The sequence below is a fragment of the Actinophytocola sp. genome (genome assembly GCF_050699935.1).
Classification (GTDB): domain Bacteria; phylum Actinomycetota; class Actinomycetes; order Mycobacteriales; family Pseudonocardiaceae; genus Actinophytocola.
Genome location: NZ_JBOHGB010000125.1, coordinates 1 through 21813, shown reverse-complemented (window position 1 = coordinate 21813; position 21813 = coordinate 1). Strand labels below are relative to the sequence as shown.

25 protein-coding genes and 2 pseudogenes are annotated in these 21813 nt (G+C 71.5%); 11 read left to right on the top strand and 16 right to left on the bottom strand.

The features are described 5' to 3' along the window. Positions 1 to 18: 18 nt before the first annotated feature. Positions 19 to 309: pseudogene (locus tag ACRDTB_RS29245) on the top strand (flippase-like domain-containing protein); the annotation flags it as partial. Between the two features lie 57 nt (positions 310 to 366). On the opposite strand, the gene ACRDTB_RS29240 reads toward ACRDTB_RS29245, so the two are convergent. The 7 genes from ACRDTB_RS29240 to ACRDTB_RS29210 form a co-directional block, all read right to left on the bottom strand. Beyond that, positions 367 to 1008, bottom strand: coding sequence for a TetR/AcrR family transcriptional regulator (locus ACRDTB_RS29240; protein WP_431435392.1), 642 nt, complete (start codon positions 1006 to 1008; stop codon positions 367 to 369). 142 nt (positions 1009 to 1150) lie between these two features. Further along, positions 1151 to 1921, bottom strand: coding sequence for an MBL fold metallo-hydrolase (locus tag ACRDTB_RS29235; protein WP_431435391.1), 771 nt, complete (start codon positions 1919 to 1921; stop codon positions 1151 to 1153). Between the two features lie 20 nt (positions 1922 to 1941). Next, a complete protein-coding gene (gene murI / locus ACRDTB_RS29230) occupies positions 1942 to 2733 on the bottom strand; it encodes a glutamate racemase (protein ID WP_431435390.1) in 792 nt (263 codons plus the stop codon). After that, on the bottom strand, positions 2730 to 3389 hold the full coding sequence (locus tag ACRDTB_RS29225; RefSeq protein WP_431435389.1) for a rhomboid family intramembrane serine protease: 660 nt from the start codon (positions 3387 to 3389) through the stop codon (positions 2730 to 2732). The genes murI and ACRDTB_RS29225 overlap by 4 nt, the downstream gene beginning before the upstream one ends. Positions 3390 to 3538: 149 nt before the next feature. Beyond that, the gene (locus tag ACRDTB_RS29220) at positions 3539 to 4489 is read right to left on the bottom strand and encodes a PLP-dependent cysteine synthase family protein (RefSeq protein ID WP_431435388.1); all 951 of its coding nucleotides are present in this window, start codon (positions 4487 to 4489) and stop codon (positions 3539 to 3541) included. 4 nt (positions 4490 to 4493) lie between these two features. After that, positions 4494 to 4766, bottom strand: a complete 273-nt coding sequence (locus tag ACRDTB_RS29215; RefSeq protein WP_431435387.1) for a MoaD/ThiS family protein — start codon at positions 4764 to 4766, stop codon at positions 4494 to 4496. Between the two features lie 41 nt (positions 4767 to 4807). After that, a complete protein-coding gene (locus ACRDTB_RS29210) occupies positions 4808 to 5251 on the bottom strand; it encodes a Mov34/MPN/PAD-1 family protein (protein ID WP_431435386.1) in 444 nt (147 codons plus the stop codon). A 135-nt stretch (positions 5252 to 5386) separates the two neighbouring features. On the opposite strand from ACRDTB_RS29210, the gene ACRDTB_RS29205 reads away from it, so the two are divergent. Both ACRDTB_RS29205 and ACRDTB_RS29200 read left to right on the top strand, forming a co-directional pair. Next, positions 5387 to 5764, top strand: coding sequence for a hypothetical protein (locus ACRDTB_RS29205; protein WP_431435385.1), 378 nt, complete (start codon positions 5387 to 5389; stop codon positions 5762 to 5764). Between the two features lie 487 nt (positions 5765 to 6251). Further along, positions 6252 to 7760, top strand: a complete 1509-nt coding sequence (locus ACRDTB_RS29200; protein WP_431435384.1) for a hypothetical protein — start codon at positions 6252 to 6254, stop codon at positions 7758 to 7760. A 7-nt stretch (positions 7761 to 7767) separates the two neighbouring features. On the opposite strand, the gene arsM is transcribed toward ACRDTB_RS29200, so the two are convergent. Further along, positions 7768 to 8565 (bottom strand): arsenite methyltransferase, encoded by a 798-nt coding sequence (gene arsM / locus ACRDTB_RS29195; RefSeq protein ID WP_431435383.1) that lies wholly within the window; start codon positions 8563 to 8565, stop codon positions 7768 to 7770. A gap of 78 nt (positions 8566 to 8643) precedes the next feature. Between arsM and ACRDTB_RS29190 the strand changes: the two genes are divergently transcribed. Continuing rightward, positions 8644 to 9009: an ArsR/SmtB family transcription factor gene (locus ACRDTB_RS29190; protein ID WP_431435382.1), complete on the top strand. Its 366-nt coding sequence runs from the start codon at positions 8644 to 8646 to the stop codon at positions 9007 to 9009. Positions 9010 to 9085: 76 nt separating this feature from the next. On the opposite strand, the gene ACRDTB_RS29185 is transcribed toward ACRDTB_RS29190, so the two are convergent. The 3 genes from ACRDTB_RS29185 to clpS are packed head-to-tail and all read right to left on the bottom strand — an operon-like array spanning position 9086 to position 10960. After that, positions 9086 to 10099 carry a P1 family peptidase gene (locus tag ACRDTB_RS29185; protein WP_431435381.1) on the bottom strand — a complete coding sequence of 338 codons (1014 nt, stop codon included), beginning with the start codon at positions 10097 to 10099 and terminating at the stop codon, positions 9086 to 9088. Further along, on the bottom strand, positions 10086 to 10664 hold the full coding sequence (locus tag ACRDTB_RS29180) for a DUF2017 domain-containing protein (RefSeq protein ID WP_431435380.1): 579 nt from the start codon (positions 10662 to 10664) through the stop codon (positions 10086 to 10088). The genes ACRDTB_RS29185 and ACRDTB_RS29180 overlap by 14 nt, the downstream gene beginning before the upstream one ends. Next, on the bottom strand, positions 10661 to 10960 hold the full coding sequence (clpS, locus tag ACRDTB_RS29175) for an ATP-dependent Clp protease adapter ClpS (RefSeq protein WP_431435393.1): 300 nt from the start codon (positions 10958 to 10960) through the stop codon (positions 10661 to 10663). The genes ACRDTB_RS29180 and clpS overlap by 4 nt, the downstream gene beginning before the upstream one ends. 70 nt (positions 10961 to 11030) lie before the next feature. Here clpS and ACRDTB_RS29170 point away from each other — a divergent pair, with 70 nt between their 5' ends. After that, a complete protein-coding gene (locus tag ACRDTB_RS29170; protein WP_431435379.1) occupies positions 11031 to 12317 on the top strand; it encodes a nicotinate phosphoribosyltransferase in 1287 nt (428 codons plus the stop codon). Positions 12318 to 12396: 79 nt separating this feature from the next. Further along, positions 12397 to 12969, top strand: a complete 573-nt coding sequence (locus tag ACRDTB_RS29165) for a nicotinamidase (RefSeq protein ID WP_431435378.1) — start codon at positions 12397 to 12399, stop codon at positions 12967 to 12969. Positions 12970 to 12998: 29 nt separating this feature from the next. Here ACRDTB_RS29165 and ACRDTB_RS29160 read toward each other — a convergent pair whose 3' ends face one another. After that, the gene (locus ACRDTB_RS29160) at positions 12999 to 13283 is read right to left on the bottom strand and encodes a DUF4190 domain-containing protein (RefSeq protein WP_431435377.1); all 285 of its coding nucleotides are present in this window, start codon (positions 13281 to 13283) and stop codon (positions 12999 to 13001) included. Positions 13284 to 13616: 333 nt separating this feature from the next. On the opposite strand from ACRDTB_RS29160, the gene ACRDTB_RS29155 reads away from it, so the two are divergent. After that, the gene (locus ACRDTB_RS29155) at positions 13617 to 13943 is read left to right on the top strand and encodes a hypothetical protein (protein WP_431435376.1); all 327 of its coding nucleotides are present in this window, start codon (positions 13617 to 13619) and stop codon (positions 13941 to 13943) included. Here the strand turns inward: ACRDTB_RS29155 and ACRDTB_RS29150 are convergent. Then, positions 13940 to 14584 carry a choice-of-anchor P family protein gene (locus ACRDTB_RS29150; protein WP_431435375.1) on the bottom strand — a complete coding sequence of 215 codons (645 nt, stop codon included), beginning with the start codon at positions 14582 to 14584 and terminating at the stop codon, positions 13940 to 13942. The two genes, ACRDTB_RS29155 and ACRDTB_RS29150, sit on opposite strands and share 4 nt — an antisense overlap. Before the next feature lie 154 nt (positions 14585 to 14738). Between ACRDTB_RS29150 and ACRDTB_RS29145 the strand changes: the two genes are divergently transcribed. The 4 genes from ACRDTB_RS29145 (at position 14739) to ACRDTB_RS29130 (ending at position 18649) form a co-directional block, all read left to right on the top strand. After that, positions 14739 to 16733, top strand: a complete 1995-nt coding sequence (locus ACRDTB_RS29145) for an ATP-dependent DNA helicase (RefSeq protein WP_431435374.1) — start codon at positions 14739 to 14741, stop codon at positions 16731 to 16733. 37 nt (positions 16734 to 16770) lie between these two features. Continuing rightward, positions 16771 to 17091 (top strand): hypothetical protein, encoded by a 321-nt coding sequence (locus ACRDTB_RS29140; protein ID WP_431435373.1) that lies wholly within the window; start codon positions 16771 to 16773, stop codon positions 17089 to 17091. Between the two features lie 501 nt (positions 17092 to 17592). Beyond that, positions 17593 to 18444 carry a helix-turn-helix domain-containing protein gene (locus ACRDTB_RS29135; protein WP_431435372.1) on the top strand — a complete coding sequence of 284 codons (852 nt, stop codon included), beginning with the start codon at positions 17593 to 17595 and terminating at the stop codon, positions 18442 to 18444. 7 nt (positions 18445 to 18451) lie between these two features. Next, positions 18452 to 18649 (top strand): DUF397 domain-containing protein, encoded by a 198-nt coding sequence (locus ACRDTB_RS29130; protein WP_431435371.1) that lies wholly within the window; start codon positions 18452 to 18454, stop codon positions 18647 to 18649. Between the two features lie 695 nt (positions 18650 to 19344). On the opposite strand, the gene ACRDTB_RS29125 is transcribed toward ACRDTB_RS29130, so the two are convergent. The 3 genes and pseudogenes from ACRDTB_RS29125 to ACRDTB_RS29115 all read right to left on the bottom strand — a co-directional run. After that, complete coding sequence (locus ACRDTB_RS29125; RefSeq protein ID WP_431435370.1) at positions 19345 to 20163, bottom strand: aminoacyl-tRNA hydrolase; 819 nt, start codon at positions 20161 to 20163, stop codon at positions 19345 to 19347. A 127-nt stretch (positions 20164 to 20290) separates the two neighbouring features. Beyond that, positions 20291 to 21529, bottom strand: coding sequence for a phosphoserine phosphatase SerB (serB, locus tag ACRDTB_RS29120; RefSeq protein WP_431435369.1), 1239 nt, complete (start codon positions 21527 to 21529; stop codon positions 20291 to 20293). A gap of 7 nt (positions 21530 to 21536) precedes the next feature. Continuing rightward, a pseudogene (locus ACRDTB_RS29115) lies at positions 21537 to 21813 on the bottom strand (cytochrome ubiquinol oxidase subunit I); the annotation flags it as partial.

Sequence of the window (21813 nt, the reverse complement as noted above, 5' to 3'; positions counted from 1 at the left end):
GTCGCGAGCTCGCGCGCGGTGCCCGGCCGGCACTGGGCGCTCGCGCTCGGCGCCGCGGTCGCGAGTTGGCTCGCCGACCTGATCTGCCTCTACGCCGCCACCCGCGCGTTCGGACTGCCGCTTGACGTGGTGGCGCTCGGCGCGATCTACCTGACCGTGCAGATCGTCCGGCAGGTCCCGCTGACGCCCGGCGGGATCGGCATGATCGAGATCAGCCTCCTCGCCGGGCTCCTCTCGGCCGGCGCCGGCGAGGCCACCGCGGCGGCCACCGTGCTGGTCTACCGACTGCTGTCGTGCTGGCTGATCATCCCGGCCGGACTGCTCGGCTGGCTGGTGCTGCGCCACCCGCCCGTGCACACCGCGCCGTCAGGTGGCGGCATGGTGGACGACCCGGTCGAGCACGTGCCCGACGCGGTCCCCCAACTCGCCCGTGGCGGCCTCGACGCCGGCCAGGTGCCCGAACAGCGCATGCTGGAACATACCGTCGAACAGCGCGTAGGCCAGGCGGGCCGACACCGCGGGCGCTGAGCCGGTCAGCTCCGCGTACCGGGTGACGATCCGCCAGATCATCCGCTCGAGGCTCTCGTCGATCTCGCGCACGTCGGACCGGAACGAGTCCTCGAACATGCTCTGGTTGCGCAGGTCGTACCAGAGCCGGTGCATCGCGGCGTCCTCGCGCAGGGTCACGGTCATCGCCTCGGCGAAGCCGGCGCGCAGCTCCGGTCCGGTGAGCGCGGTGGTCACGATCTGGTCGTAGCGCTTCACGCACTCGGCCTTGTACTGCGCCACGCAGAAGGTGATCAGGTCGACCTTGTCACGGAAGTAGTAGTGCAGAACACCGTGGGAGAACTCGGAGTTCTGCGCGATCTCCCGCAGGCTCGTCCGCGCGTAGCCGAGCTGGGACAGGGTCCGGAGCGCGGACGCCGCGAGCTGCGCGCGTCGCTCGGCGAACTTGTCGACCTGCCGACGGGAGATTCGGTCCTGCTTCGGGTCGACGGCGTCGGACACGGTCGCAGTGTAGACCCAGATGACCATCCTCTTGACACTTGTCAAGCTAAGTCTTGACGACTGTCAAGGGCGTCAGCGATGCTCGATGGTCGGGCTCCCGGCCCGGACCTCGCCGGGAGCCCGCCAATCGCTCGGGCACACCTCAGATCTCGAAGGACTCGCCCTGCCCGACCAGGTGTGCCGTGCCGGAGAACTCGGTTCTCGCCTCGGCCAGGACGGCGGTCCGGTCCGTCCACGGTGGCACGTGGGTGACCAGCAGGCGGCCGGCGCCCGCGGCATGCGCGAGCCGGCCGGCCTCGACGCCGGACAGGTGCAGGTCGGGCGGTCGATCCTCCGCATGCGTCCAGGACGCCTCGGCGAGCACCACGTCGACTCCCTTGGCCAGCTTGGTGATCGCGGGCGACGGGCCGGTGTCTCCCGTGTAGACGATCGAGTGTCCGTTGTAGACTATCCGGAAGCTGTAGGACTCGCACGGGTGTGCCGCGGCGGCCGCCGTGACCTCGAATGGTCCGATGTGGACAATGCCGTCGGCGAGCCGGTGGAACTCGAAGACGTCACCGAGATCCTCTCTCGCGCGGTCGGTGGCGGCGGGGCAGTAGGCGGCGACGAGCCGTTCCGGCGCCTCGCGTGAGGCGTACACGGGCAGCCGGTGCGTGCGGGGGTCGCGCGAAGGTGCGGGGTGGTAGCGGCGTAGGACCGTGAGCGCGGAGAAGTCCGCGCAGTGATCAGGATGCAGGTGGGACAACAGAAGCGCGTCGAGCGCGAACGGGTCACGTACCGCCTGCAGTTCGGCGAGCGTGCCGTTGCCCAGCTCGATGCCGAGCAGGAAGCCGTCCGCCTCGAGGAGGTAGCCGGAGGACGCGGCTCGCGGACCCGGGGCGCTGCCGGAACAGCCGAGCACGGTCAACAACACAGGGACAGCCTAGTGTTCCGCTAGGGTGTCGCCGCCGCGACGGCCCCGAGCTCCGGGCCGAGGAAGCGCCTGGCCAGCCGGGCGAAGGGCGCCGCCGGTCCGGTGGCGACGAACTCGTGGCGGACCTCGCCGTCCGGTTCGGTCAGCAGGTCCTCCTCGGTGAGGACGCGGACGACGTCCTTCGCGGTCTCCTCGGCGCTCGACACGAGCGTCACGTCGTTGCCCATGACGATCTGCAGCACGCCGGTGAGCAGCGGGTAGTGCGTGCAGCCGAGGACGACCGTGTCCACGCCGGCCCGCTGCAGCGGCTCGAGGTAGCCCTGTGCGAGGCCGAGGACCTGCCGGCCGGACGTGACGCCGCGCTCGACGAAGTCGACGAACCGCGGGCAGGCGGCGGAGGACAGCTCGATGTGCGGCGCGGCGGCGAACGCGTCGTCGTACGCGCGCGAGCGGACCGTGCCCGCGGTGCCGATCACGCCGACCCGGCCGTTGCGGGTGCTCGCGACCGCCCGGCGCACGGCCGGCACGACCACCTCGACGACCGGGATGTCGTAGCGCTCGCGGGCGTCGCGCAGGCACGCGGCCGACGCGGTGTTGCAGGCCATGACCAGGAGCTTGACGCCGCCCTTGGCGAGGTCGTCGGCGATGGCGAGCGCGTGCCGGCGCACCTGCGCGATCGGCAGCGAACCGTACGGGCCGTTGGCGGTGTCGCCGACGTAGCGCAGCCGTTCGCCCGGCAGCTGGTCGGCGATCGCACGGGCGACCGTCAGCCCGCCCACCCCCGAGTCGAAGATCCCGATGGATCCCTTCACGGTGCTGGCGATGCCGCCGGTGCTGCCGGCGTGGCCGGCTGCCGGCTCCGGCGGTTGGCCAGCGTGACGAGCCAGGCGGCGAGGATGCCGCCGAGCGCGCCGAAGAGGTGGCCCTGCCAGGAGATGCCCGGCTCGCCCGGCAGGACGCCGAACAGCATGCTCCCCCAGTACACGAACAGCACTGCCGCGACCGCGAGCTGGCCGAAGCTGCGGTTGAACACGCCTCGGACGAGGAGGAAGGCGAGCCACCCGAACGCGATGCCGGACGCGCCCACGGTGACGCCGTCCGCGCCGGTGAGCCAGACGCCGATGCCGCTGGTGAGCCAGACCGTGGCCGTGACCGCGACCCACGGCCCGATGCCGCCCGACATGGCGAGGAAGCCGAACACGAGGATCGCCAGGGCGTTGGCGAACAGGTGCGACCAGCCGGCGTGCAGCAGCGGGGCCAGGAGGATCCCGTCGAGCCCGCCGAGCGTGCGCGGCTGGATGCCGAGGTTGTCGAGGTTCGCGGGCAGGATCGCGTCGATTGCCTCGATCAGGAACAGCAGGGCGGTGAACGACGCGATCACGATCGCCGCCGCCACCGGGTTCGGCGGCAGGATCCGGTTCGCGGGGTTGCGGGGCTTCTCGATGGGCTTGGCCGGCAGAGTGCTCACGTACCCGAGATTACGTGCCCAACCGGCCGCCCGGCTCCGGACGAACCCTGAAGTTCCCCGGATCCCCCGGATCCCCCGGATCCCCGGGCCTGGAAGGACGCCTTCCGGACGTTGGGCGCCAGGAAGGCGTCCTTCCAGGCGTCAGGCCGTCAGGCCCAGAGGTGGCCGTCCAGGCGCTCGGCGGCCTCGTCCAGCGAGCCCGCATAGGCCCCTGTGGACAGGTACTTCCAGCCCGCGTCCGCGACGATGAACACGACGTCCGCGCGGGTGCCGGCCGCCGCGGCCTTCTCCGCCACCGCCAGCGCGGCGTGCAGGATCGCGCCCGTCGAGATGCCGGCGAAGATGCCCTCGGTCTCCAGCAGCTGCCGGGTCCGGCGCAGCGCGTCGTAGGAGCCGACCGAGTAGCGCCCGGTCAGCACGTCCGGGTCGTACAGCTCCGGGACGAAGCCCTCGTCGAGGTTGCGCAGCCCGTACACGAGCTCGCCGTACCGCGGCTCCGCGGCGATGATGTGCACGTCCGGCTTGTGCTCCCGCAGGTAGCGCCCGGCGCCGACCAGCGTGCCGGTCGTGCCGAGGCCCGCGACGAAGTGCGTCACGGTCGGCAGGTCACGAAGGACCTCCGGGCCCGTGCCGTCGTAGTGCGCGGCCGCGTTGTTCGGGTTGCCGTACTGGTAGAGCAGCACCCAGTCCGGGTTCTTCTTCGCCAGCTCCTTGGCGCGCCGCACGGCCTCGTTGGACCCGCCCGCGGCCGGGGAGCTGACGATCCGCGCGCCGTAGGCCTGCAGGAGCTGGCGGCGCTCCTCGGAGGTGTTCTCCGGCATCACGCAGACGAGGCCGTAGCCCTTGAGCTTGGCGGCCATGGCGAGCGAGATGCCGGTGTTGCCCGAGGTCGGCTCCAGGATCGTGCACCCGGGTCGCAGCAGGCCGTCCTGCTCGGCGGCCTCGATCATCCGCAGCGCGACGCGGTCCTTGACCGAGCCGGTGGGGTTGCGGTCCTCGAGCTTGGCCCACAGCCGCACGTCCTCGGACGGCGACAGCCGGGGCAGGCCGACCAGCGGGGTGTCGCCGAGCGCCTCAAGCAGCGAGCCGAACCGCGCCATGGGCTCAGCCGCCCGCCACGGCGGGCAGGATCGTGACGTTGTCGCCGTCGGAGACGGGTGCGTCCAGGCCGCCGGAGAACCGCACGTCCTCGTCGTTGACGTACACGTTCACGAACCGGTGCAGTGACCCCTCCTTGACCAGGCGCGCCTTGAGTCCGCCGTGGCTGGCCTCGAGGTTGTCGATGAGCTCGGCCACGGTGCTACCGCTCGCCTCGACCGACTTCTGCCCGCCGGTGTGGGTACGCAGGATGGTCGGGATGGAGACGGTGACGGCCATGTGCTACCTCCGCTTGAGTGACTGTGCTACCTGGGAAAGACCTAAGGGGCGGCCGGATATTCCGCCTCGACGACCTCGACGGGCTCCTCGGTGACCTCGCCGTCGGAGACGCAATAGGAGCGCAGCTCGTGGACGTCCGGGTCGCGGGTGCCGATGAGCACGTAGTGCGGCGGGGGCAGCAGCATGGCGTACTCGCCGGCCCGCGCGATGTCGGTGCGCGACGGGTACGGCTCGGTGGCCGTGTGTGAGTGGTAGATGACGACCGGTTCCTCGTCCTTGCGGGTCATCTCGGTGTAGACCGCGTTCCACTCGGTGCTGTCGAACTCGTAGTACGTGGGCGACCGGGCGGCGTTGAGCATGGGGATGATCCGCTCGGGCCGGTCGGACCCCTCCGCGCCGGCGAGGATGCCGCACGCCTCGTCCGGGTGATCCCTGCGGGCATGCTCGACCATCGCGTCGACCAGGTCACGGCGTATCCGAAGCACACCGCGATCTTACGTCGTGGGCGGCGGTTTCCCACTTACTGAGAGCATCGGCACCCGGCGCGCGGGCACGTACCGGTGAGCCAACGGGATGCGGGCAACAGGCTGGGCGTGATCACGAACGGAGGGGCTCGCGCCATGCACTGGTGGCAGTTCGCATTGCTCGGTGCTGGCGGTGGAGCGCTCGTCGAGATCCTCGCGGTCTTCAATTGTTTCGCCGCCTGGCAGTCCGCTCGGCGGACGGCGACCGGGCGAGTGAAGGACCGTCCCCCGATGTTGCGGTCCTACCTGGACGTGCCCGTGCACGCGTGTCTGGTCGTGGTCCGGATGACGCTCGGCGCGGGATGTGCGACCCTGTTCGGCGCGAGCGGTGAGATCAGCGGCGCATACGTGGCGGTGGCGCTCGGCTTCGCGGCTCCCTCGATGTTGGCACAACTCGGGAGCATTCCGCAGCTCGCCGACGCGATCGCGGGCACGCCGCGGGGCGAAGCGCGCGGGGTGGCCGGTGAACGCTGACTCCTTGCCCCGCCGGGTGTTCGCGAGATTCCTCGGTGTCGGTCCTCGGCCCGTGCCCCGGCCCCCGGCCATCGCCGGTTATCCGGTGACCCGCCGGGTCTTCGCCGGACTCCTCGGTGTGCGGCTGCCGGAACGCGATCCTGGGACAACCCGCGTTGACACCGGCGCCGAGCACGCGGGCGATCACCTACGGGAAGTCCACCTCGTGCGACGCCTGATGGAGCGCGAACCGCATCGCGGCGGGACACGGAGCCTGCGCCATCCGGTGCTGGTGTTCGAAGGTGGTCGTGGCTATGGGAAGACGGCATTGCTCGACACGCTCGCGCGCCGACTCGATCAGCGTGTTTCCTACGCCCGGATCAGTTTCGAAAAAAGCAGCGCGGCCACGGTTCCCGACGTGCTGTCCGCGATCGCGTTTGAGCTGAGCAGACCCGCCAAACGGTATGGCCCACTGCGGTTCCCACGCCTGGCGGCCGGCAGGTTGACCATGCGAACCAACCTGTCGGACAGCCGCCAGCAGGCGCGCGCGGAGGTTCAGCGGCTGCTCTCCGCGCACCTCGACCCCGACGCCATACGGCGGATTCTCCTCGACACGGCGGGTCCGACCACCCCACTGCCCACGCCGGGCCAGCCCACATTGTCTCCCGACTGGTACGGCCATCAGGACCGTGGCTTGCGGAAGAATCCACTCGACGCCCTCGTGGAGCTCGACAGCTGGACGAAAGAGGAGCACACCGAGCAGGTCGACGCGCTGCTCTGGGATGCCTTTCTCGCCGATCTGCGGGACGGTTTCCGGAACTCGAGGCATGCGGCGGAGATGACGCTCAACTGCCTCATGCTGCTCGACGACGTCGACACTCCGCTCGGGCAGCGGTTCGTGAACGGCTTGGTGCACGCCCGCATGCGCCGGCTGGACCGCGACGAGGATCCGGCCGATCCGCTGACCGCCGTGGCGACCAGCCGGGGTGAGCTGCTCGCGAGCGTGCCCCGGCAGGAGCTGGTCGAGTACACCGGTCCGGACAGTGAGCTGGACCCGCCCACCTGGTGGTGCCGGTACGTGCTGGGCGACCTGAGCGAACACGAGACCGCCCGGCTGGTGGCCATGCTTCCGCCGATCCGCGCCGGCGACCGCGCGCTGATCGGCCACAACCAGCTGACGGCCATGGTGTACGGCCTCACCGGGGGGCATCCGGCCTCGACCGCGCTCCTGGTGGACGCGATGCGCGAGCACCCACTGGAGCACGGTGACACCCTGACCCGGCTGCTCGACCTCCCCGAACCCCGCCGCGAACCCGACCGCCCGCCGCTGGGCGAGGCGCTGCGGCAACGGCTGCTCGGCGAGTTCACCGGGCACACCCAGGACCTGGTCACCTTCGCGGCCGCCCACACCGAACACCACACCGGCCTGCTCGCCCGCGGCGACCTGCTCACCGGCGGCGTCGACAGCTACCGCGAGATCGCCCCCGTCCTCTGGCCCGCGACCGGCGGGGCCGGCGCCACCGTCCTGCGCCGCCTGCTGCTACGCGAACTCGACGCGCGAGCCGACGACGAACCGGCGAGCTGGACCAAGGTCAACGACTGGCTCCGCACCCGCTGCGCGGAAGAAGGCGACGCGGAAGGCGTCCTGCACTACGCCATGGCGGGCGGCGACATCGCCACCGTCGGCGAGGCCCTGCGCCGGCGACTGGCCGACGACCCCGCCGGCTGGGTCCGGCTCCTGCGCTCGGTGACCTCCATGCCGCGCCGGCCCGCCGACCCCCGTCTGTCGCCCATGGACCAGCTGCTCGCCACGCTCGACGAGCGCTCCTCGCCGCTGACCCGCCTGGTCGCCGGCCTGTGGATCGCCTCGGACCCGTTCATCTCCAACCAGCGAATGCCCCTGTACCGCCAGATCGCCGCCGACTACGACCTCGTCGCCAGGCTCGCAGAGGTCAACCCCGAACCGCTGCTCGAGGCAGCCGACCACGAACGCCGGCTAGCGGACCTGTGGAGCTGAGCGGGTCTCAGCAACAGGACCCGGACGTCGCCTCGGCGACCGGAACGGGGATCTGGCGGGCCGAGGTCGGCTTGGCGGCTCGCACGATCGCGGAGTGCATCCCGTCCGCCACCTGGTGGGTCGGGGTGATCTCGATGTCGGTGAAGCCGGCAGCCGCCAGGTCCCGCCGGTACTCGGCGAAGCTCAGCGCGCCCGCGATGCAGCCGACGTAGGATCCGCGCTCGGCACGCCGCTCCGCCGTGAGGTCGTCGTTCGCCACGACGTCGGAGACGCCGATCCGGCCGCCGGGGGCCAGGACGCGGAAGGTCTCGGCGAACACGGCCGGCTTGTCGGTGGACAGGTTGATCACGCAGTTGGAGATCACCACGTCGATGGTGTCGGCGGGCAAGGGAACCGCCTCGATGGTGCCCTTGAGGAACTCGACGTTGGTCGCGCCGGCCTTGGCGGCGTTGGCCAGCGCGAGGGCGAGCATCTCGTCGGTCATGTCGAGCCCGTAGGCCTTGCCGGTCGGGCCGACGCGGCGCGCGGACAGCAGGACGTCGATGCCGCCGCCGGACCCGAGGTCCAGGACCCGCTCCCCCTCGCGCAGCTCGGCGACCGCGGTCGGGTTGCCGCAGCCGAGCGACGCGGCCACCGCCTCGGCGGGCAGGGTGGCGCGGTCGTCGGCGGCGTAGAGCGTGGACCCGAAGTTCTCGTCGACCTCGACCGCCTGCGGCCCGCAGCAGTCGTCCGCCACGGCGCCCTCGCTCACCGCGACCGCCGCCGCGGCGTAGCGCGCGCGGACCTCCTCGCGCAACTCACTCATGTCTTCGTCCTTCCGAGTTGATTAGATGTTCGTCTATGCCATGTTGCGCCTCGTATCGAAAAACGTCAATATAGAAGTATGCCGAAACAGAACGCCACGCCGTGCTGTGCGGATCTGACCTCCGCGCCGCTGGCCGAGGAGCAGGCGACCGAGCTGGCCGCCCTGTTCAAGGCCCTCGGAGACCCGGCACGGCTGCGGCTGCTGTCGATGATCGCGTCACGCGCCGGCGGCGAGGTGTGCGTGTGCGAGCTGACCCCGGCGTTCGAGCTGTCCCAGCCGACGATCTCGCACCACCTCAAGCTGTTGCGGCAGGCCGGCCTGATCGACTGCGAGCGCCGCGGAACCTGGGTGTACTACTGGCTGCTGCCGGACACGATGGACCGGTTGGCCGGCCTGCTCACCCGCCCCGCCGGCGACCGGCTGCCCGAGCCCGCCGGCGCGTAACGCGGGCCGTGCCTGGAAGGACGCCTTGCTGACGTTGAACGTCTGGAAGGCGTCCTTCCAGGCTGTACGTGGCAGGTCAGCAGCGGGCGTCGGCGGGCCAGATGTCGCGGTAGGCCGGCAGGCCCGCCAACGGCGTCGCCGACAGCACGCCGTGCACCACGGCCCGGGCGAAGACCTCGGCGGCCGCCGCGCACAGCCGGTCCAGTGCCGCGGCCCGGGCCGCCGGACCGAACGGGGCGTCCGTGGGCGTGAGCGGGCGGGCCCGGGTGGCCACGGCGAACACCGTGTCACCGTCGAACATCGAGTGGGCCGGGCGGATCGCGCGTGCCAGGCCGTCCTGCGCGGCGACCGCGAGCCGGCGGCACTCGGCCTTCGACAGGTCGGCGTCCACGGCGAGCACCCCGATCGTCGTGTTGAGGTCGGTGGGCGGCACGGCCGGCAGCACCGCGGGCCGGTCCGGCCACGAGCCGCCGAACTCGCGGTCCACCTCGTGATCGAACGCCCACGGACGACCCGACGCCGCGTCGACCGCCTCGCCGGCCGCGTTCACCGCCGCCAGCGCGCCGACCGTGAAGCCGTCCACCACGACGCTCGCCGTGCCGATGCCGCCCTTCAGCGAGCCGACCTTCGCCCCCGTGCCGGCCCCGACACAGCCCTGCGCGACCGGCCCGTCGGCCGCCACCTCGCACGCCGCCGAGCCGAACGACGACGACGGCCGGTTGCCCCACTCGCCGCGCGGCAGGTCGAACAGCACCGCCGCCGGCACGATCGGCACCACCTCGTGCGGCTCGGTACCCACCGGGAAGCCCCGCGAGCGCGACGCGAGCCACTGCATCACACCGTCGGCCGCCGCCAGACCGTACGCGCTGCCACCGGACAGGCACACCGCGTCGACTTGCTGGACCAGGTTCTCCGGCGCCAGGAGGTCGGTCTCGCGCGTGCCCGGCGCGCCACCACGCCCGTCGACCGCGCCGGTGGACCCGGGCGGCAGCAGCACGACCGTCGTGCCCGTGGCCCAGCCGTCGCCGATCCGCTGGTGGTGACCCACCAGCACGCCGTCCACGTCCGTGATCGCGTTAAAGGTCGTCATCGGGCGACAGCGCCAGGACCAGGTGCTCCTGCATCCACGTCAGCCACTGGTAGACGCCCAGATGCGGGCTGCGCGGGTCGTCGTCGGGCAGCTCGTCGGGCATTTCCTCGCTGACGTTCAGCGTGGTGCCCAGTGCCAGCCGCACGTCGTTCACCGCGGACAGCCACGCGTCGGCCTGCTCCAGCGACAGCTTGACCGTGCCGCCGTTGGGTGGGCACGTGTCCAGCACGACACCGGCCACGCCAGTCTTGAGGTCGAGCAGCTCCGGCTCGTGCAGCGAGCGCAGGGCCGCGGCGGAGTCCCGCTCGGCCTTGCCGGGCTCGGCGGACTCGTCCGAATCGAGGCGGTGGAAGTCCGGCAGCAGGCGCGCGAGGATCGGGTCCTCGGGCGCGGTCGTGGCGCCGGTGCGGATGCCGGTGAGCTCCGCCAGCTCGTCCCGCGGCGCCTCGTCCTGCCGCTGGCGCAGCATGCCGTCGATCTGGGTGATCAGACCGCGCAGCACGGTCGCCTCCCGGCGGTCGAGCTTCGTCATCACCGTGTCGCCGGCGCGCTCCCAGGGGATCACGACTGGTGCTGCATGGTCGCCCAGAGGCCGGCCGCGTGCAGCTTCGCGACGTCGCCCTCAACCTTGTCCTTGGAGCCGGACGAGACGAGGGCCCGGCCCTTGTGGTGTACGTCGAGCATCAGCTTGGTGGCATGCTCGCGGGAGTAGCCGAAGAGCTTCTGGAAGACGTAGGTCACATAGGACATGAGATTGACCGGGTCGTTCCACACGATGGTCTGCCACGGCTTGTCCTCGGCCGTGAACTCCGAGCCGATCGGCTCCGCCTGTGTCTGATCCTGTTCGACAGGCATGGACATATGGGCCGACATGGCGGCTGACATATGGACCGACATGACGTCAATGGTGGCATGTCTAGGCTCACGGTTCATGACCGGCACCAGCACCGCGCTGCTCACCGACCACTACGAGCTGACCATGGTCGCCGCCGCGCTGGCCGACGGGGCCGCCGACCGCCGGTGTGTGTTCGAGACCTTCGCCCGCCGGCTGCCCGACGGACGCCGCTACGGCATCGTCGGCGGCACGGCACGAGCCATCGAGGCCATCAGTCGCTTCACCTTCGGCGACGAGGAGCTGGCGGAACTGGCGTCGCGCGACGTGGTCGACCGGCGAACGCTGGACTGGCTGGCGAACTACCGCTTCACCGGTGACGTGGACGGGTACGCGGAGGGCGAGCTGTACTTCCCCGGCTCGCCGCTGTTCACGGTGCGCGGGACGTTCGCCGAGACGGTGGTGCTGGAGACGCTCGTGCTCTCGATCCTCAACCACGACAGCGCGATCATGTCCGCCGCCGCGCGGATGGTCAGCGCCGCCAACGGCCGGCCGATCATCGAGATGGGCGGCCGGCGCACGCACGAGGCGGCCGCGGTCAGCTCGGCGCGCGCCGCGTACCTGGCGGGCTTCGCGACGACATCGAACCTCGAGGCCGGCCGCACCTACGGCATCCCGACCGCGGGCACGTGCGCGCACGCGTTCACGTTGCTGCACGACAGCGAGCACGCGGCGTTCACCGCGCAGGTCTCCGCTCTCGGCGTGGACACGACGCTGCTCGTCGACACCTACGACATCACCCCCGGCATCCGGACGGCCATCGAGGTCGCCGGCCCCGAGCTGGGCGCCATCCGGATCGACTCCGGCGACGTCGGCGTCCTGGCGCGGCAGGCCCGCGTGCAGCTCGACGAGTTGGGCGCCCGCAACACCCAGATCGTGGTGTCCGGCGACCTCGACGAGTACGCGATCGCCGCGCTGCGCGCCGAGCCCGTGGACGCCTACGGGGTCGGCACGTCGCTGGTCACCGGGTCCGGCTCGCCGACCGCCGGGATGGTGTACAAGCTGGTCGAGGTGGACGGCCGGCCGGTGGCGAAACGCAGCTCGCACAAGGAGTCCCGGGCCGGGCACAAGGCGGCGCTGCGCCGGCACAAGCCGACCGGCACGGCGCTGGAGGAGGTCGTCCACGTCGTCGCATCCGGCGAGCCGGACGTGGGTCCGCATGATCGGCGGTTGGTGGTGCCGCTGATGCGTGGTGGACAACCGGCCGCCGGCGCGGCGACCCTGGAGGAGAGCCGGCAACGGGTGCGGGAGGGGCTGGTGAGCCTGCCGTGGGAGGGGCTCAAGCTCTCCCACGGCGAGCCCGCCATCCCTACCGTGTACGCCTGACCCTGTTTTGAAGGAGCCAGACGGTTCCTGATACCACTGGTCGAGCTTCAAAACAGGGTCAGCTTAAAGGAGTCTGATCATGGCCAATGCGCTGATCGTCGTCGACGTGCAGAACGACTTCTGCGAAGGGGGATCGCTAGCGGTGACGGGCGGGGCCTCCGTGGCAGCCGCCATCTCGTCGCTGGTCCGGGCCGGTGGGTACGACCACGTGGTCGCCACGCGCGACTACCACGTGGATCCTGGTGAGCACTTCAGCTCGTCGCCGAACTTCGTGGACACGTGGCCGCCGCACTGCCGGGCCGGCACGCCGGGCGCGTCGTTCCACCCGGCGCTGGACGTCGGTGGGATCGAGGTGGTGTTCTCGAAGGGCGAGCACGCGGCGGCGTACTCGGGTTTCGAGGGCGCCGACCCGTCCGGCACCCAGCTGGCCGACTGGCTGCGTGCCCACGACGTGTCCACTGTGGACGTCGTGGGCATCGCGACGGACCACTGCGTACGGGCCACGGCCCTGGACGCGGTCCGCGCCGGCTTCGCGACGACCGTGCTGCTGGACCGCACGGCCGGCGTAGCCAAGGCGACGGTCGACACCGCCCTGCGCGAGCTGACCGCCAACGCCGTCCAACTGACCGGCACCCCGCACGTGGAGTCCTGATGACCGCCGTCAGAAGGGCCCACGTGGGGCTATGACGCGGCGATGGCCCAGATGAAGCAGATCACGAGGCCGATGATCGAGCACGTGAGTCCCGCGATCGCCATGCCGGTGGGCGAGCCGGGAACCCGGTTCGCCTGGTTGAGGGCGATACCGCCGAAGACGACCCCCAGGATGACCAGCGGCCACGCGATCACCCCGATGATCGGGACGAACGAGAAGACGAGCCCGACGATGCCCAGCACCATCGAGGCGATGGCCATCCCGTTGGCCGGCTGCGCCGGCTGGGCCTGCTGCGGTTGCGGCTGGTAGCTCATCTTCACTCCCCAGTTCTCCCGCACGCCCACTATGGACACACGGTGTCGGCACGGCGCTGGGCCGCAGCGCATGACAATAGAGCATTCGGCCCGCGCGCCACACCACTCCCCGACCCGCGCGTCCTCTGTTCAGGTTGGACACGCCGTGGTCGCACAGTCAGACGGCCATTCCCAGCCACCGGCCCGTCCTCGCCGACGATCCCCGGCTGCCGTGCGCCCACGGGAACGTCGAGGTCCAGCTGGAACGCGGACTTCTGGTTGGGTCGTAGGTGAACCAGATCACGCGGCCAGCACTCCGGGTTACCGGATGACAGGCGGGGGAGAATTCGGGGCGTGAGTAGCAGCCGTGGCGAGCAGCCCTCGACAGTGTCCGTCGGATGGGCCGTGGCCGTGGTCCTGGTGTTGTGGTGGCCGCTCACCTTCGTGGCGGTGGAGGTTCAGCGGCCGCGGCCCGGTGAGCCCGGCGTGGACATGACCCCGCTGCTCTACGTGCCCGCGGCCATCGCCTGGATTCCGATGGTCGCGATCACGGCGCTCGTCGCCTTCGTGGCCGGGCAGCGCCTCGGGGCCGCCGACAAGGACAAGCGCCGCGACCGCGGCCTCGTGTGCGGGGGCCTGATGACGATCATCGGACCCGTCGTGCTGCTGTTCCTGGGTTAGAACGGCGCGCAGCTCACCGAGCCGACGACGATCTCACCGCCGACCTCGTCGTTGCCGCCCTCAGGGAACAGGTGGATGCGCATCATGTTCACCGTCATGCTGCCGTCCGGCGGCTCGGGCACGATTGTCTCGTTCAGCGTCACCTCCGCGAGCGGCGGCGCGCCCGGGCCGGAGCCGGGAATCGTCACCACGTGGTTCGACGGCAGCTCGGGCGGCACGCGGATCCCGGACAGGCCGCCGATGTACCAGCTCGCGCTGCTGCCGGTCTCCGTGGTACCGCACTCCACGCTGTAGTCGGTCACCCGGATCCGCGGCCCGCCGAACGCCCGCAGCACGTCGAGCCGGAACAGCTCGCCGCTCACGTCCGCGCTCGCCACCCCGGACGCGTCGAGCGTGCAGGTCGACGAACCGGGGCCGAACTCGTAGAAGCCCGCCACCTCGTCGCCGGAGGTCACGGCCGAGCCCGAACCGGCGGTGTCGCACGCGGCCAGCGGGTCGACCTGGAGCGGCGCCCCGTCGAACGTGGCGTCGACCGAACCGACCGACCCGGACGCGACCGCCGACTCCGCGAGCGCCTGCGCCGGGCTCGCACCGGCCAGCACGAGACCGGCCACGGCCAGCCCCACTACGGCTTTTCTCATGGTCATGTCCCGAGCACACCCAACCCCGCCGCCACCGCGCCAGCGCAGCCACCCGGTCGTGCGGCCGGACAACCCATCCGGGTGCGTGCGCAGGATTGTCGGGCGGCAGAGGTACCGTTCGGCTGTGCCGCGATCCTCCACCCGACTCCCAGGCGTGTCCGAGCTACTGGCGACGGCGGTGGCCGCGGTGGGCGGCACGGAACGCCCCGGCCAGGTGGCGATGGCGGAGGCGGTGGCGACGGCCATCCGCACCGGCGACCACCTCGCGGTCCAGGCCGGCACGGGCACCGGCAAGTCGCTGGCCTACCTGGTCCCGGCGCTGCGGCACGCGGTCGAGCGGGAGGCCACGGTCGTCGTCTCCACCGCGACGATCGCCCTGCAGCGCCAGCTCATCGACCGCGACCTGCCCCGCCTGGAGAAGGCACTGGAGAAGCCCCTCGGCCGCAAGCCGACCTTCGCCATCCTCAAGGGCCGGCGTAACTACCTGTGCCTCAACAAGCTCGACTCCGGCATGCAGGACGAGCCGGACGACGCCGCCCTGTTCGACCCGTTCGCCGTCTCCGCGCTGGGCCGCGAGGTCACCCGGCTCCGGGAATGGGTCTCCGACACCGAGACCGGCGACCGCGACGAGCTCAACCCGGGCGTCTCCGAGCAGGCCTGGCGGCAGGTGTCGGTGTCCGCGCGCGAGTGCCTCGGCGCGTCCCGCTGCCCGGTCGGCACGGACTGCTTCGCCGAGAAGGGCCGGGCCGAGGCGGGCCGGGCCGACCTGATCGTCACCAACCACGCCCTGCTCGCCATCGACGCGTTGCAGGGCTTCCAGGTCCTCCCCGAGCACGACCTCGTGATCGTCGACGAGGCGCACGACCTGGTCGACCGGGTCACCTCGGCGGCCACCGCGGAGCTGACCGCCGCCTCGGTGGCCGCCGCCGCGCGCCGGGCCGGCCGGGTCTGCGACCAGGAGCTGGCCGACCGGCTGCTGGAGGCGGGCGACGGGTTCGCGCTGCTCGTCGAAGACCTGCCCGAAGCCCGGCTCGACTCGATCGGCGAGCCCATGGCCAACACGCTCGCGGCCGTCCGCGACGCCGCCTACGCGTGCCTGTCCGGGCTCGGACCCGACCAGCGCAACAGCGACGTCGAGGTGGCCACCGCGCGCAAGCTCGCCCAGTCGCAGCTCGACGAGGTGCACGACACCGCGGTCCGGCTGCTGCGGGCGTTCGAGACCGACGACGCGCACCGCCGCGACGTCGTCTGGCGCACCGGGGAGACGAACCGGCCGCCGGCCCTCAAGGCCGCGCCGCTCGCGGTGTCCGCGCTGCTGCGCGAGCGGCTGTTCGGCCAGCACACCACGATCCTGACCTCCGCCACGCTCACCCTGGGCGGCACGTTCGACTCGATGGCCCGCTCGTGGGGCCTGCCGGCCGAGCAGGGCGAGAGCGTCAAGAGCGAGGGCGCGGCCACCGACAAGTCGATCGAGGGTCCGAAGTGGACCGGCCTGGACGTGGGCTCGCCCTTCGACCACGCCCGCAGCGGCATCCTCTACCTCGCCAAGCACCTGCCGCCGCCCGGCCGCGACGGGCTGCCACCGTCCTATTTGGACGAGCTGGCCGGGCTGATGGAGGCCGCCGGCGGCCGCACGCTCGGGCTGTTCTCCTCGATGCGCGCGGCCAAGCAGGCCACCGAGACACTGCGCAAGCGGACCGAGCTGCCGATCCTCTGCCAGGGCGAGGACGCCACGGCCCTGCTGGTACGCAAGTTCGCCGAGGACACGGCCACGTGCCTGTTCGGCACGCTCTCGCTGTGGCAGGGCGTGGACGTGCCCGGCCCGTCGCTGCAGCTCGTGGTCGTCGACCGGCTACCGTTCCCGCGGCCCGACGACCCGCTGGCGTCCGCGCGGCAGCGGGCCGTGGAAGCACGCGGCGGCAACGGTTTCCTGTCGGTGGCGGCCACCCACGCCGCGTTGCTGCTCGCGCAGGGCACCGGCCGGCTGCTGCGCTCGACCGAGGACCGCGGCGTGGTCGCGATCCTCGACCCCCGGATCGCGACCGCGCGCTACGGCGGCTTCCTGCGCGCGTCGCTGCCCGGGTACTGGACCACGTCCGACGCCGAGGTCGTCCGGGCGGCCCTGCGCAGGCTCGACGCGGCGAGCTGATCGAATATGCCCACACTTCTGTTCCAGGGAGACTCGCTTGTCCACTAGATCCGGTATCACCGTCGATGACGACGGCGTCCGCCGGTTGCTCGCCGATGGCACCATGGAGTCGGTGACCTGGACCGATCTCTCCGAGGTGGCGATCCGGACCACCCCGGAGGGCCCGTGGAAGGAGGACGTGTTCTTCCTCCTCGTCCGTGCCGGCGGGGGCGGCTGCGCGGTCCCCGCGGGCGACCCCTCCGCCGACGAGCTGATGAACCGCCTGCAGTCCCTGCCCGGCTTCGACAACGAGGCCTTCATCGAGGCCATGACGACCATGGACGACGGCTTTTTCGTGGTCTGGCAACGCAATCGTTGAGCCCGCCGGGCACGTGACGATCCGCCAGCAGGCGAGGCCGAGACCGGCGCCGCGCGGGCCGCTTCCCCTGTGGTTGAAGCTCGGCGGGCACGTGGTGTTGCTGGCGGCGACCGTGGGCGTGGTCGTGTATCTCGGCCAGCCGGAGGATCCGCGGACATCTGCACGAGGCACGGCGGAGCTGATCGGCACGGCCCTCAGCGACGGCGATACCTCCGCGTTCCGGTCCTACGCGTGTCACGCCGACGAGGTGACGTTGCCCGACGGCTGGGGCACACCTGGGCAGGACGACCGTCCTGGCCGTCTCCGACGATCAGGACCTGGCTCTGTTGCTGCACAACGAGGACGACTCGTGGTGCGTGGTCGCACGTCCAGCTGCCCGCTCGCCGACTATGCCGTGCCCAGCACGCCCGGGCTCGATCTGTGTGCGAACCGTCCGTGCCGCGGCCACTCGATCGGGTCGTGAAATTCCAGCCCCGCGGTTTCCCGAGGACAGTTGATCGCGTGGAAACCACGAGGCACATCAGTCCCGTCGTGCTGCGCCGGGAGATCGGCCGGCGGATACGGGTCGCACGCAACGAGGCCAGGCTCAGCATTCTCGAAGCCGCCAAGCGCCTGGAGATCTCGCTCGGTTCGTTGAGCCGCTTCGAGAACGGCGACGGCCCGGTCACCGTGCACCTGGTGCGCTCGATGATGGACGTCTACGACACGCGCCTGGACGACGTCCTCGACCTGGTCCGCCAGGCGCGGGTCAAGGGCTGGTGGAAGCAGTACGGCATCTCCGACAAGGACTTCGTGGCCCTCGAAACCGGCGCCAGCCGACTCAGCAACTACGAACTCGCGCTGATCCCCGGCCTGCTCCAGACCGCCGACTACGCGCGGGTCGTCTTCGAGTCGGGTCGCGAGGCCCGCCGACCGGACTGGATCGCCAACCAGCTCGCCGTCCGCCTGACTCGCCAGGAGCGCCTGACCGACGAGGAACACCCGCTCGAGCTGGATGCCGTGATCCACGAGTTCGTCCTGCGTAACAGGGTGGGCAGCCCGGCGGCTATGCGCACGCAGCTACAGCACCTCGCGTTGATCAATGAACTGCCGACCGTGACGCTGCGCGTGCTGCCCACCGCCATGTTCTCTCGCGAGGCCGCGTATAGCGGCTTCTGCATCCTGGACTTTCCGACAGCCGGCCAACCCAGCATCTGTAACTCAACCCACGCCTTCGGCGAGGAGCGGCAAGACAAATCCGAGTATGTGGAACCGGCTAGACTGAGGTTTGCCCATCTCCGGTCGCTTGCGCTGGAACCCGATGAGTCGGTGGCGTTGATCGACCAGGTGGCCGAGGAACTGTGGTCGAGCTGAGAAGAGGGTGTCCACTGTGGACCTGACCGGCGTGCGGTGGCGCAAGAGCAGCTTCAGCGGCGGCGAGGGCGGCGGCAACGACAACTGCGTCGAGATCGCCTTGGCCGGTCACGCGACGGCTCTGCGTGACTCCAAGGACCCTGGTCCCGCGCTCGTCGTCCCGACCGCCGCCTGGACCGCGCTCCTGACCGACGCACGGGGCTGATCGGCGGTATTTCCGGCCAGATGGCCGGTTCGTCGAAACTTTCCGCCTCGTTCTACGTGGCTCCTTTCGGTGAAAGGAGCCACCAGCGCGCCGTGCACGCCTACCTGCGCGACGCGATCGCCGCCGGGTTTCGCCCAGATCGCGCTGGCATACGTGTGCGGGCGGCTTGGTGTGGAGTGCGTGCTGTTCTGCGAGCAGAGCGGCGGCGAGTACCACGAGTACTCTCTGCTGGCGCGCTCGTACGGCGCGACGATCCACCCGTGCGCCACGCTGCGGGTCGCGAAGAAGGAGGCGCGGGAGTACGCGGACAGCGGGCCGGGATGCCGCCGGCTGCCGCTCGGGTTCGTCGATCCCGCCTATGTGCGCCACCTTCGCGAGGCGGTCGCGCGGGAGTGGCGGCACATCACCGACGATCTCGGCCGGCCGGCGCGGCGGGTGTGGCCGCCGGTCGGCAGCGCCCACGCACGGTCTGGTGTTCTCCGACGTGCTGCCCGGGGGTGCGGCTGGAGTGCGTCGACGTCCGGGTGCTCGCGCCGGACGACCACCGGCTGCGGCGCCTGGCGGCGCGGCCCGGCGTCACGCTGCACCGCACGCCCCCGTCGATCCCGGCGAACACGCGTTACGCGAAGCTGTGGACGTTCGGCGGCACGGGGCCGACCAGGACCTGTGGTGGAACGTGGCCCGCTGAGCCGGGCTCAGTGTTGCTGCTGGGCGAGCACCGTGATGGTGCCGGGCGCGATCTCGGTGAACCCCGCGTCCCGAACCGCGACGACTCCGCGCTCGCGCCACGCGCCGGCCGGGTCGCCGCCCGGGTGCAGCTCGGCCCACCGCTCGCGCGTCGGCGTGCGGACCGCGACCCGGAACCCGTCCGCCGCCCACGCCGAGACGTCGGGCAGTAGGGACGCGAGCAGCATCGTGGCGTGCCCGACCTGGGCGGCCGCCTTGCCGGCGGACATCTCGATGGCCGGGTTCAGCCACAGCACGGGGATCCCGGGCGGGGGCGGGCCGGGCTCGTCGGCCGGCAGGTCGCTGCCGGTGATCTGGAGCCGGCTGACCTCCTTGGGCGTCTCCACGACCCGCCCGGGCACGAGCGCCCGTACCTCGGCCCCACCAACCGCGACCCCACCGACCGCAGTACCGCCGACCGCAGTACCGCCGACCGCAGTGCCGCCGACCGCGACCGTCATGCCGGGCAGTGCCTGCACGGCCGCCCAGTGCGCACCCCGGGCGCGCCGCGCCACCTTCCGGATCCGCCCACCGACCCACGCGGCGACGTCGTCGTGCCACTCGCCCCCGGGCTCAGCCCGCGGATCGAGACAAACGCCGACCGCCGCCGCGGCAGCCGCCTCCAGCATCGGTGTCCGCCCGGGCGGCTCATCACGCTCGATCCGCAGCACGACGGGCATGGCCCGCACCAACTCCGCCTCCTCCGCGGCAACATCCGCGGTAGCAGCGGCAGGCACCCGCAACCACTCCACATACCGCCCCGCCAGCGGCTCCAACACCCCACTCACGCCAACACCCTCCCCGCGAGTCCCCCGCCCCCGCACGCGAGTCCCCGCTCCCGGCCGCCCCGGCCGCCAATGCCTGGAAGGCGTCCTTCCGGGCGGCCAGTGTCCGGAAGGCGTCCTTCCAGGCGGGTCATGGGCGGATCAGGTCGAGGCCGTCGGCGGCGTCGGCGGCCTCCACCTCGGCCCGGGTGACACCGAGGACGAACAGCACGACGTCGAGGTACGGGTGCGAGAGTGCCGTGTCGGCCACCTCGCGCAGGGCCGGCTTCGCGTTGAACGCCACGCCCAGGCCGGCGGCCGAGAGCATGTCCATGTCGTTCGCGCCGTCGCCGATCGCCACGCACTGGGCCAGCGGCACCCCGAACCGCTTGGCCATCGCGCGCAACGCGGTCGCCTTGCCCTCGCGGTCGACGACGTCGCCGAGCACCCGCCCCGTGATCCTGCCGTCGACGATCTCCAGGTCGTTCGCGACGCTGAAGTCCAGCCCCAACTCGTCGGCCAGCCGGTCGATGACCCGGGTGAACCCGCCGGACACGACCCCGCACCGGAACCCGAGCCGCTTGAGCGTGCGGATCGTGGTCCGCGCGCCCGGCATCAGCGTGATCGACTCGGCGACCTCGTCCAGCACCGTCGCCGGCAGCCCGGCCAGCAGCTCGACCCGCCGCGTCAGCGCCTGCGTGAAGTCCAGCTCGCCGCGCATGGCCGCCTCGGTGACCGCGCGGACCTCGTCCTCGCAGCCCGCGCGCGCCGCGAGCAGGTCGATGACCTCGCCCTGGATCAGCGTCGAGTCGACGTCGAACACGACCAGCCGCTTCGCCCGCCGCGTCAGGCCCTCCCGCTCGACCGCGATGTCCAGCCCGATCCGCACGGACACGTCCGCGAGTGCCGACCGCAGCTCGGCGTCCGCCTCGGGGGTGTCCTGCGCAACCGACACCCGCAGCTCCAGGCCCGTCACCGGGTAGTCGGCCACCCGCCGGATCGCGTCGATGTTGACGTCCAGCGCCGCCAGCCGGCGCGCCACCTCGGCGAACGCGCGGGCGGTGACCGGGCGGCCGAGCACGACCAGCACGTGGCTCGACCCCAACCGGGCCGGGGACAGCGGGTCCGCGCCGATCTCGACCGCCACGGACATCTTGACCGTGGCCATGGCCTGCTCGACGGCCTCCTGCAGGCCCTCCGGGTCGTGGTCGGTGCCCACCAACACGCCGAGCACGAGCTGCCCACGAATCAGGACCTGCTCGACGTCGAGGACGTCGACCCCGTGCCGGGTGAGCACCGCGAAGAGGACCGACGACACGCCAGGCTTGTCCGGTCCGGAGACCGTGATCAGCACCGGTGTGGCCGGCTGGTTCGCCGGTTGGTTCGCCAAGGTCGGCTCAGTTCGGCTTCTTGGGGTCACCCTTGGAGATCTCGTCCGGGTTCATCTTCTCGGCCAGCACCTCGGACGGCGCGGGTGGCGCCGCCACCGCACCGTGGTTGCCGCTGAACGGTCCGGTGTACTTGTCGGCGTGGGCCTGCTCCACCATGTGCGGGTAGTGCAGGTCGAACGCGGGCCGCTCGGAGCGGATCCGGGGCATCTCGGTGAAGTTGTGCCGTGGCGGCGGGGTGCTGGTGGCCCACTCGAGTGAGTTGCCGTAGCCCCACGGGTCGTCC

Coding starts and splice junctions, on each gene's coding strand:
- ACRDTB_RS29220 (WP_431435388.1), bottom strand. CDS start 4,489: ATGGCGCGGTTCGGCTCGCTGCTTGAGGCGCTCGGCGACACCCCGCTG.
- ACRDTB_RS29215 (WP_431435387.1), bottom strand. CDS start 4,766: ATGGCCGTCACCGTCTCCATCCCGACCATCCTGCGTACCCACACCGGC.
- ACRDTB_RS29205 (WP_431435385.1), top strand. CDS start 5,387: ATGCACTGGTGGCAGTTCGCATTGCTCGGTGCTGGCGGTGGAGCGCTC.
- ACRDTB_RS29200 (WP_431435384.1), top strand. CDS start 6,252: ATGCGAACCAACCTGTCGGACAGCCGCCAGCAGGCGCGCGCGGAGGTT.
- arsM (WP_431435383.1), bottom strand. CDS start 8,565: ATGAGTGAGTTGCGCGAGGAGGTCCGCGCGCGCTACGCCGCGGCGGCG.
- ACRDTB_RS29190 (WP_431435382.1), top strand. CDS start 8,644: ATGCCGAAACAGAACGCCACGCCGTGCTGTGCGGATCTGACCTCCGCG.
- ACRDTB_RS29185 (WP_431435381.1), bottom strand. CDS start 10,099: ATGACGACCTTTAACGCGATCACGGACGTGGACGGCGTGCTGGTGGGT.
- clpS (WP_431435393.1), bottom strand. CDS start 10,960: ATGTCCATGCCTGTCGAACAGGATCAGACACAGGCGGAGCCGATCGGC.
- ACRDTB_RS29170 (WP_431435379.1), top strand. CDS start 11,031: ATGACCGGCACCAGCACCGCGCTGCTCACCGACCACTACGAGCTGACC.
- ACRDTB_RS29165 (WP_431435378.1), top strand. CDS start 12,397: ATGGCCAATGCGCTGATCGTCGTCGACGTGCAGAACGACTTCTGCGAA.
- ACRDTB_RS29160 (WP_431435377.1), bottom strand. CDS start 13,283: ATGAGCTACCAGCCGCAACCGCAGCAGGCCCAGCCGGCGCAGCCGGCC.
- ACRDTB_RS29150 (WP_431435375.1), bottom strand. CDS start 14,584: ATGAGAAAAGCCGTAGTGGGGCTGGCCGTGGCCGGTCTCGTGCTGGCC.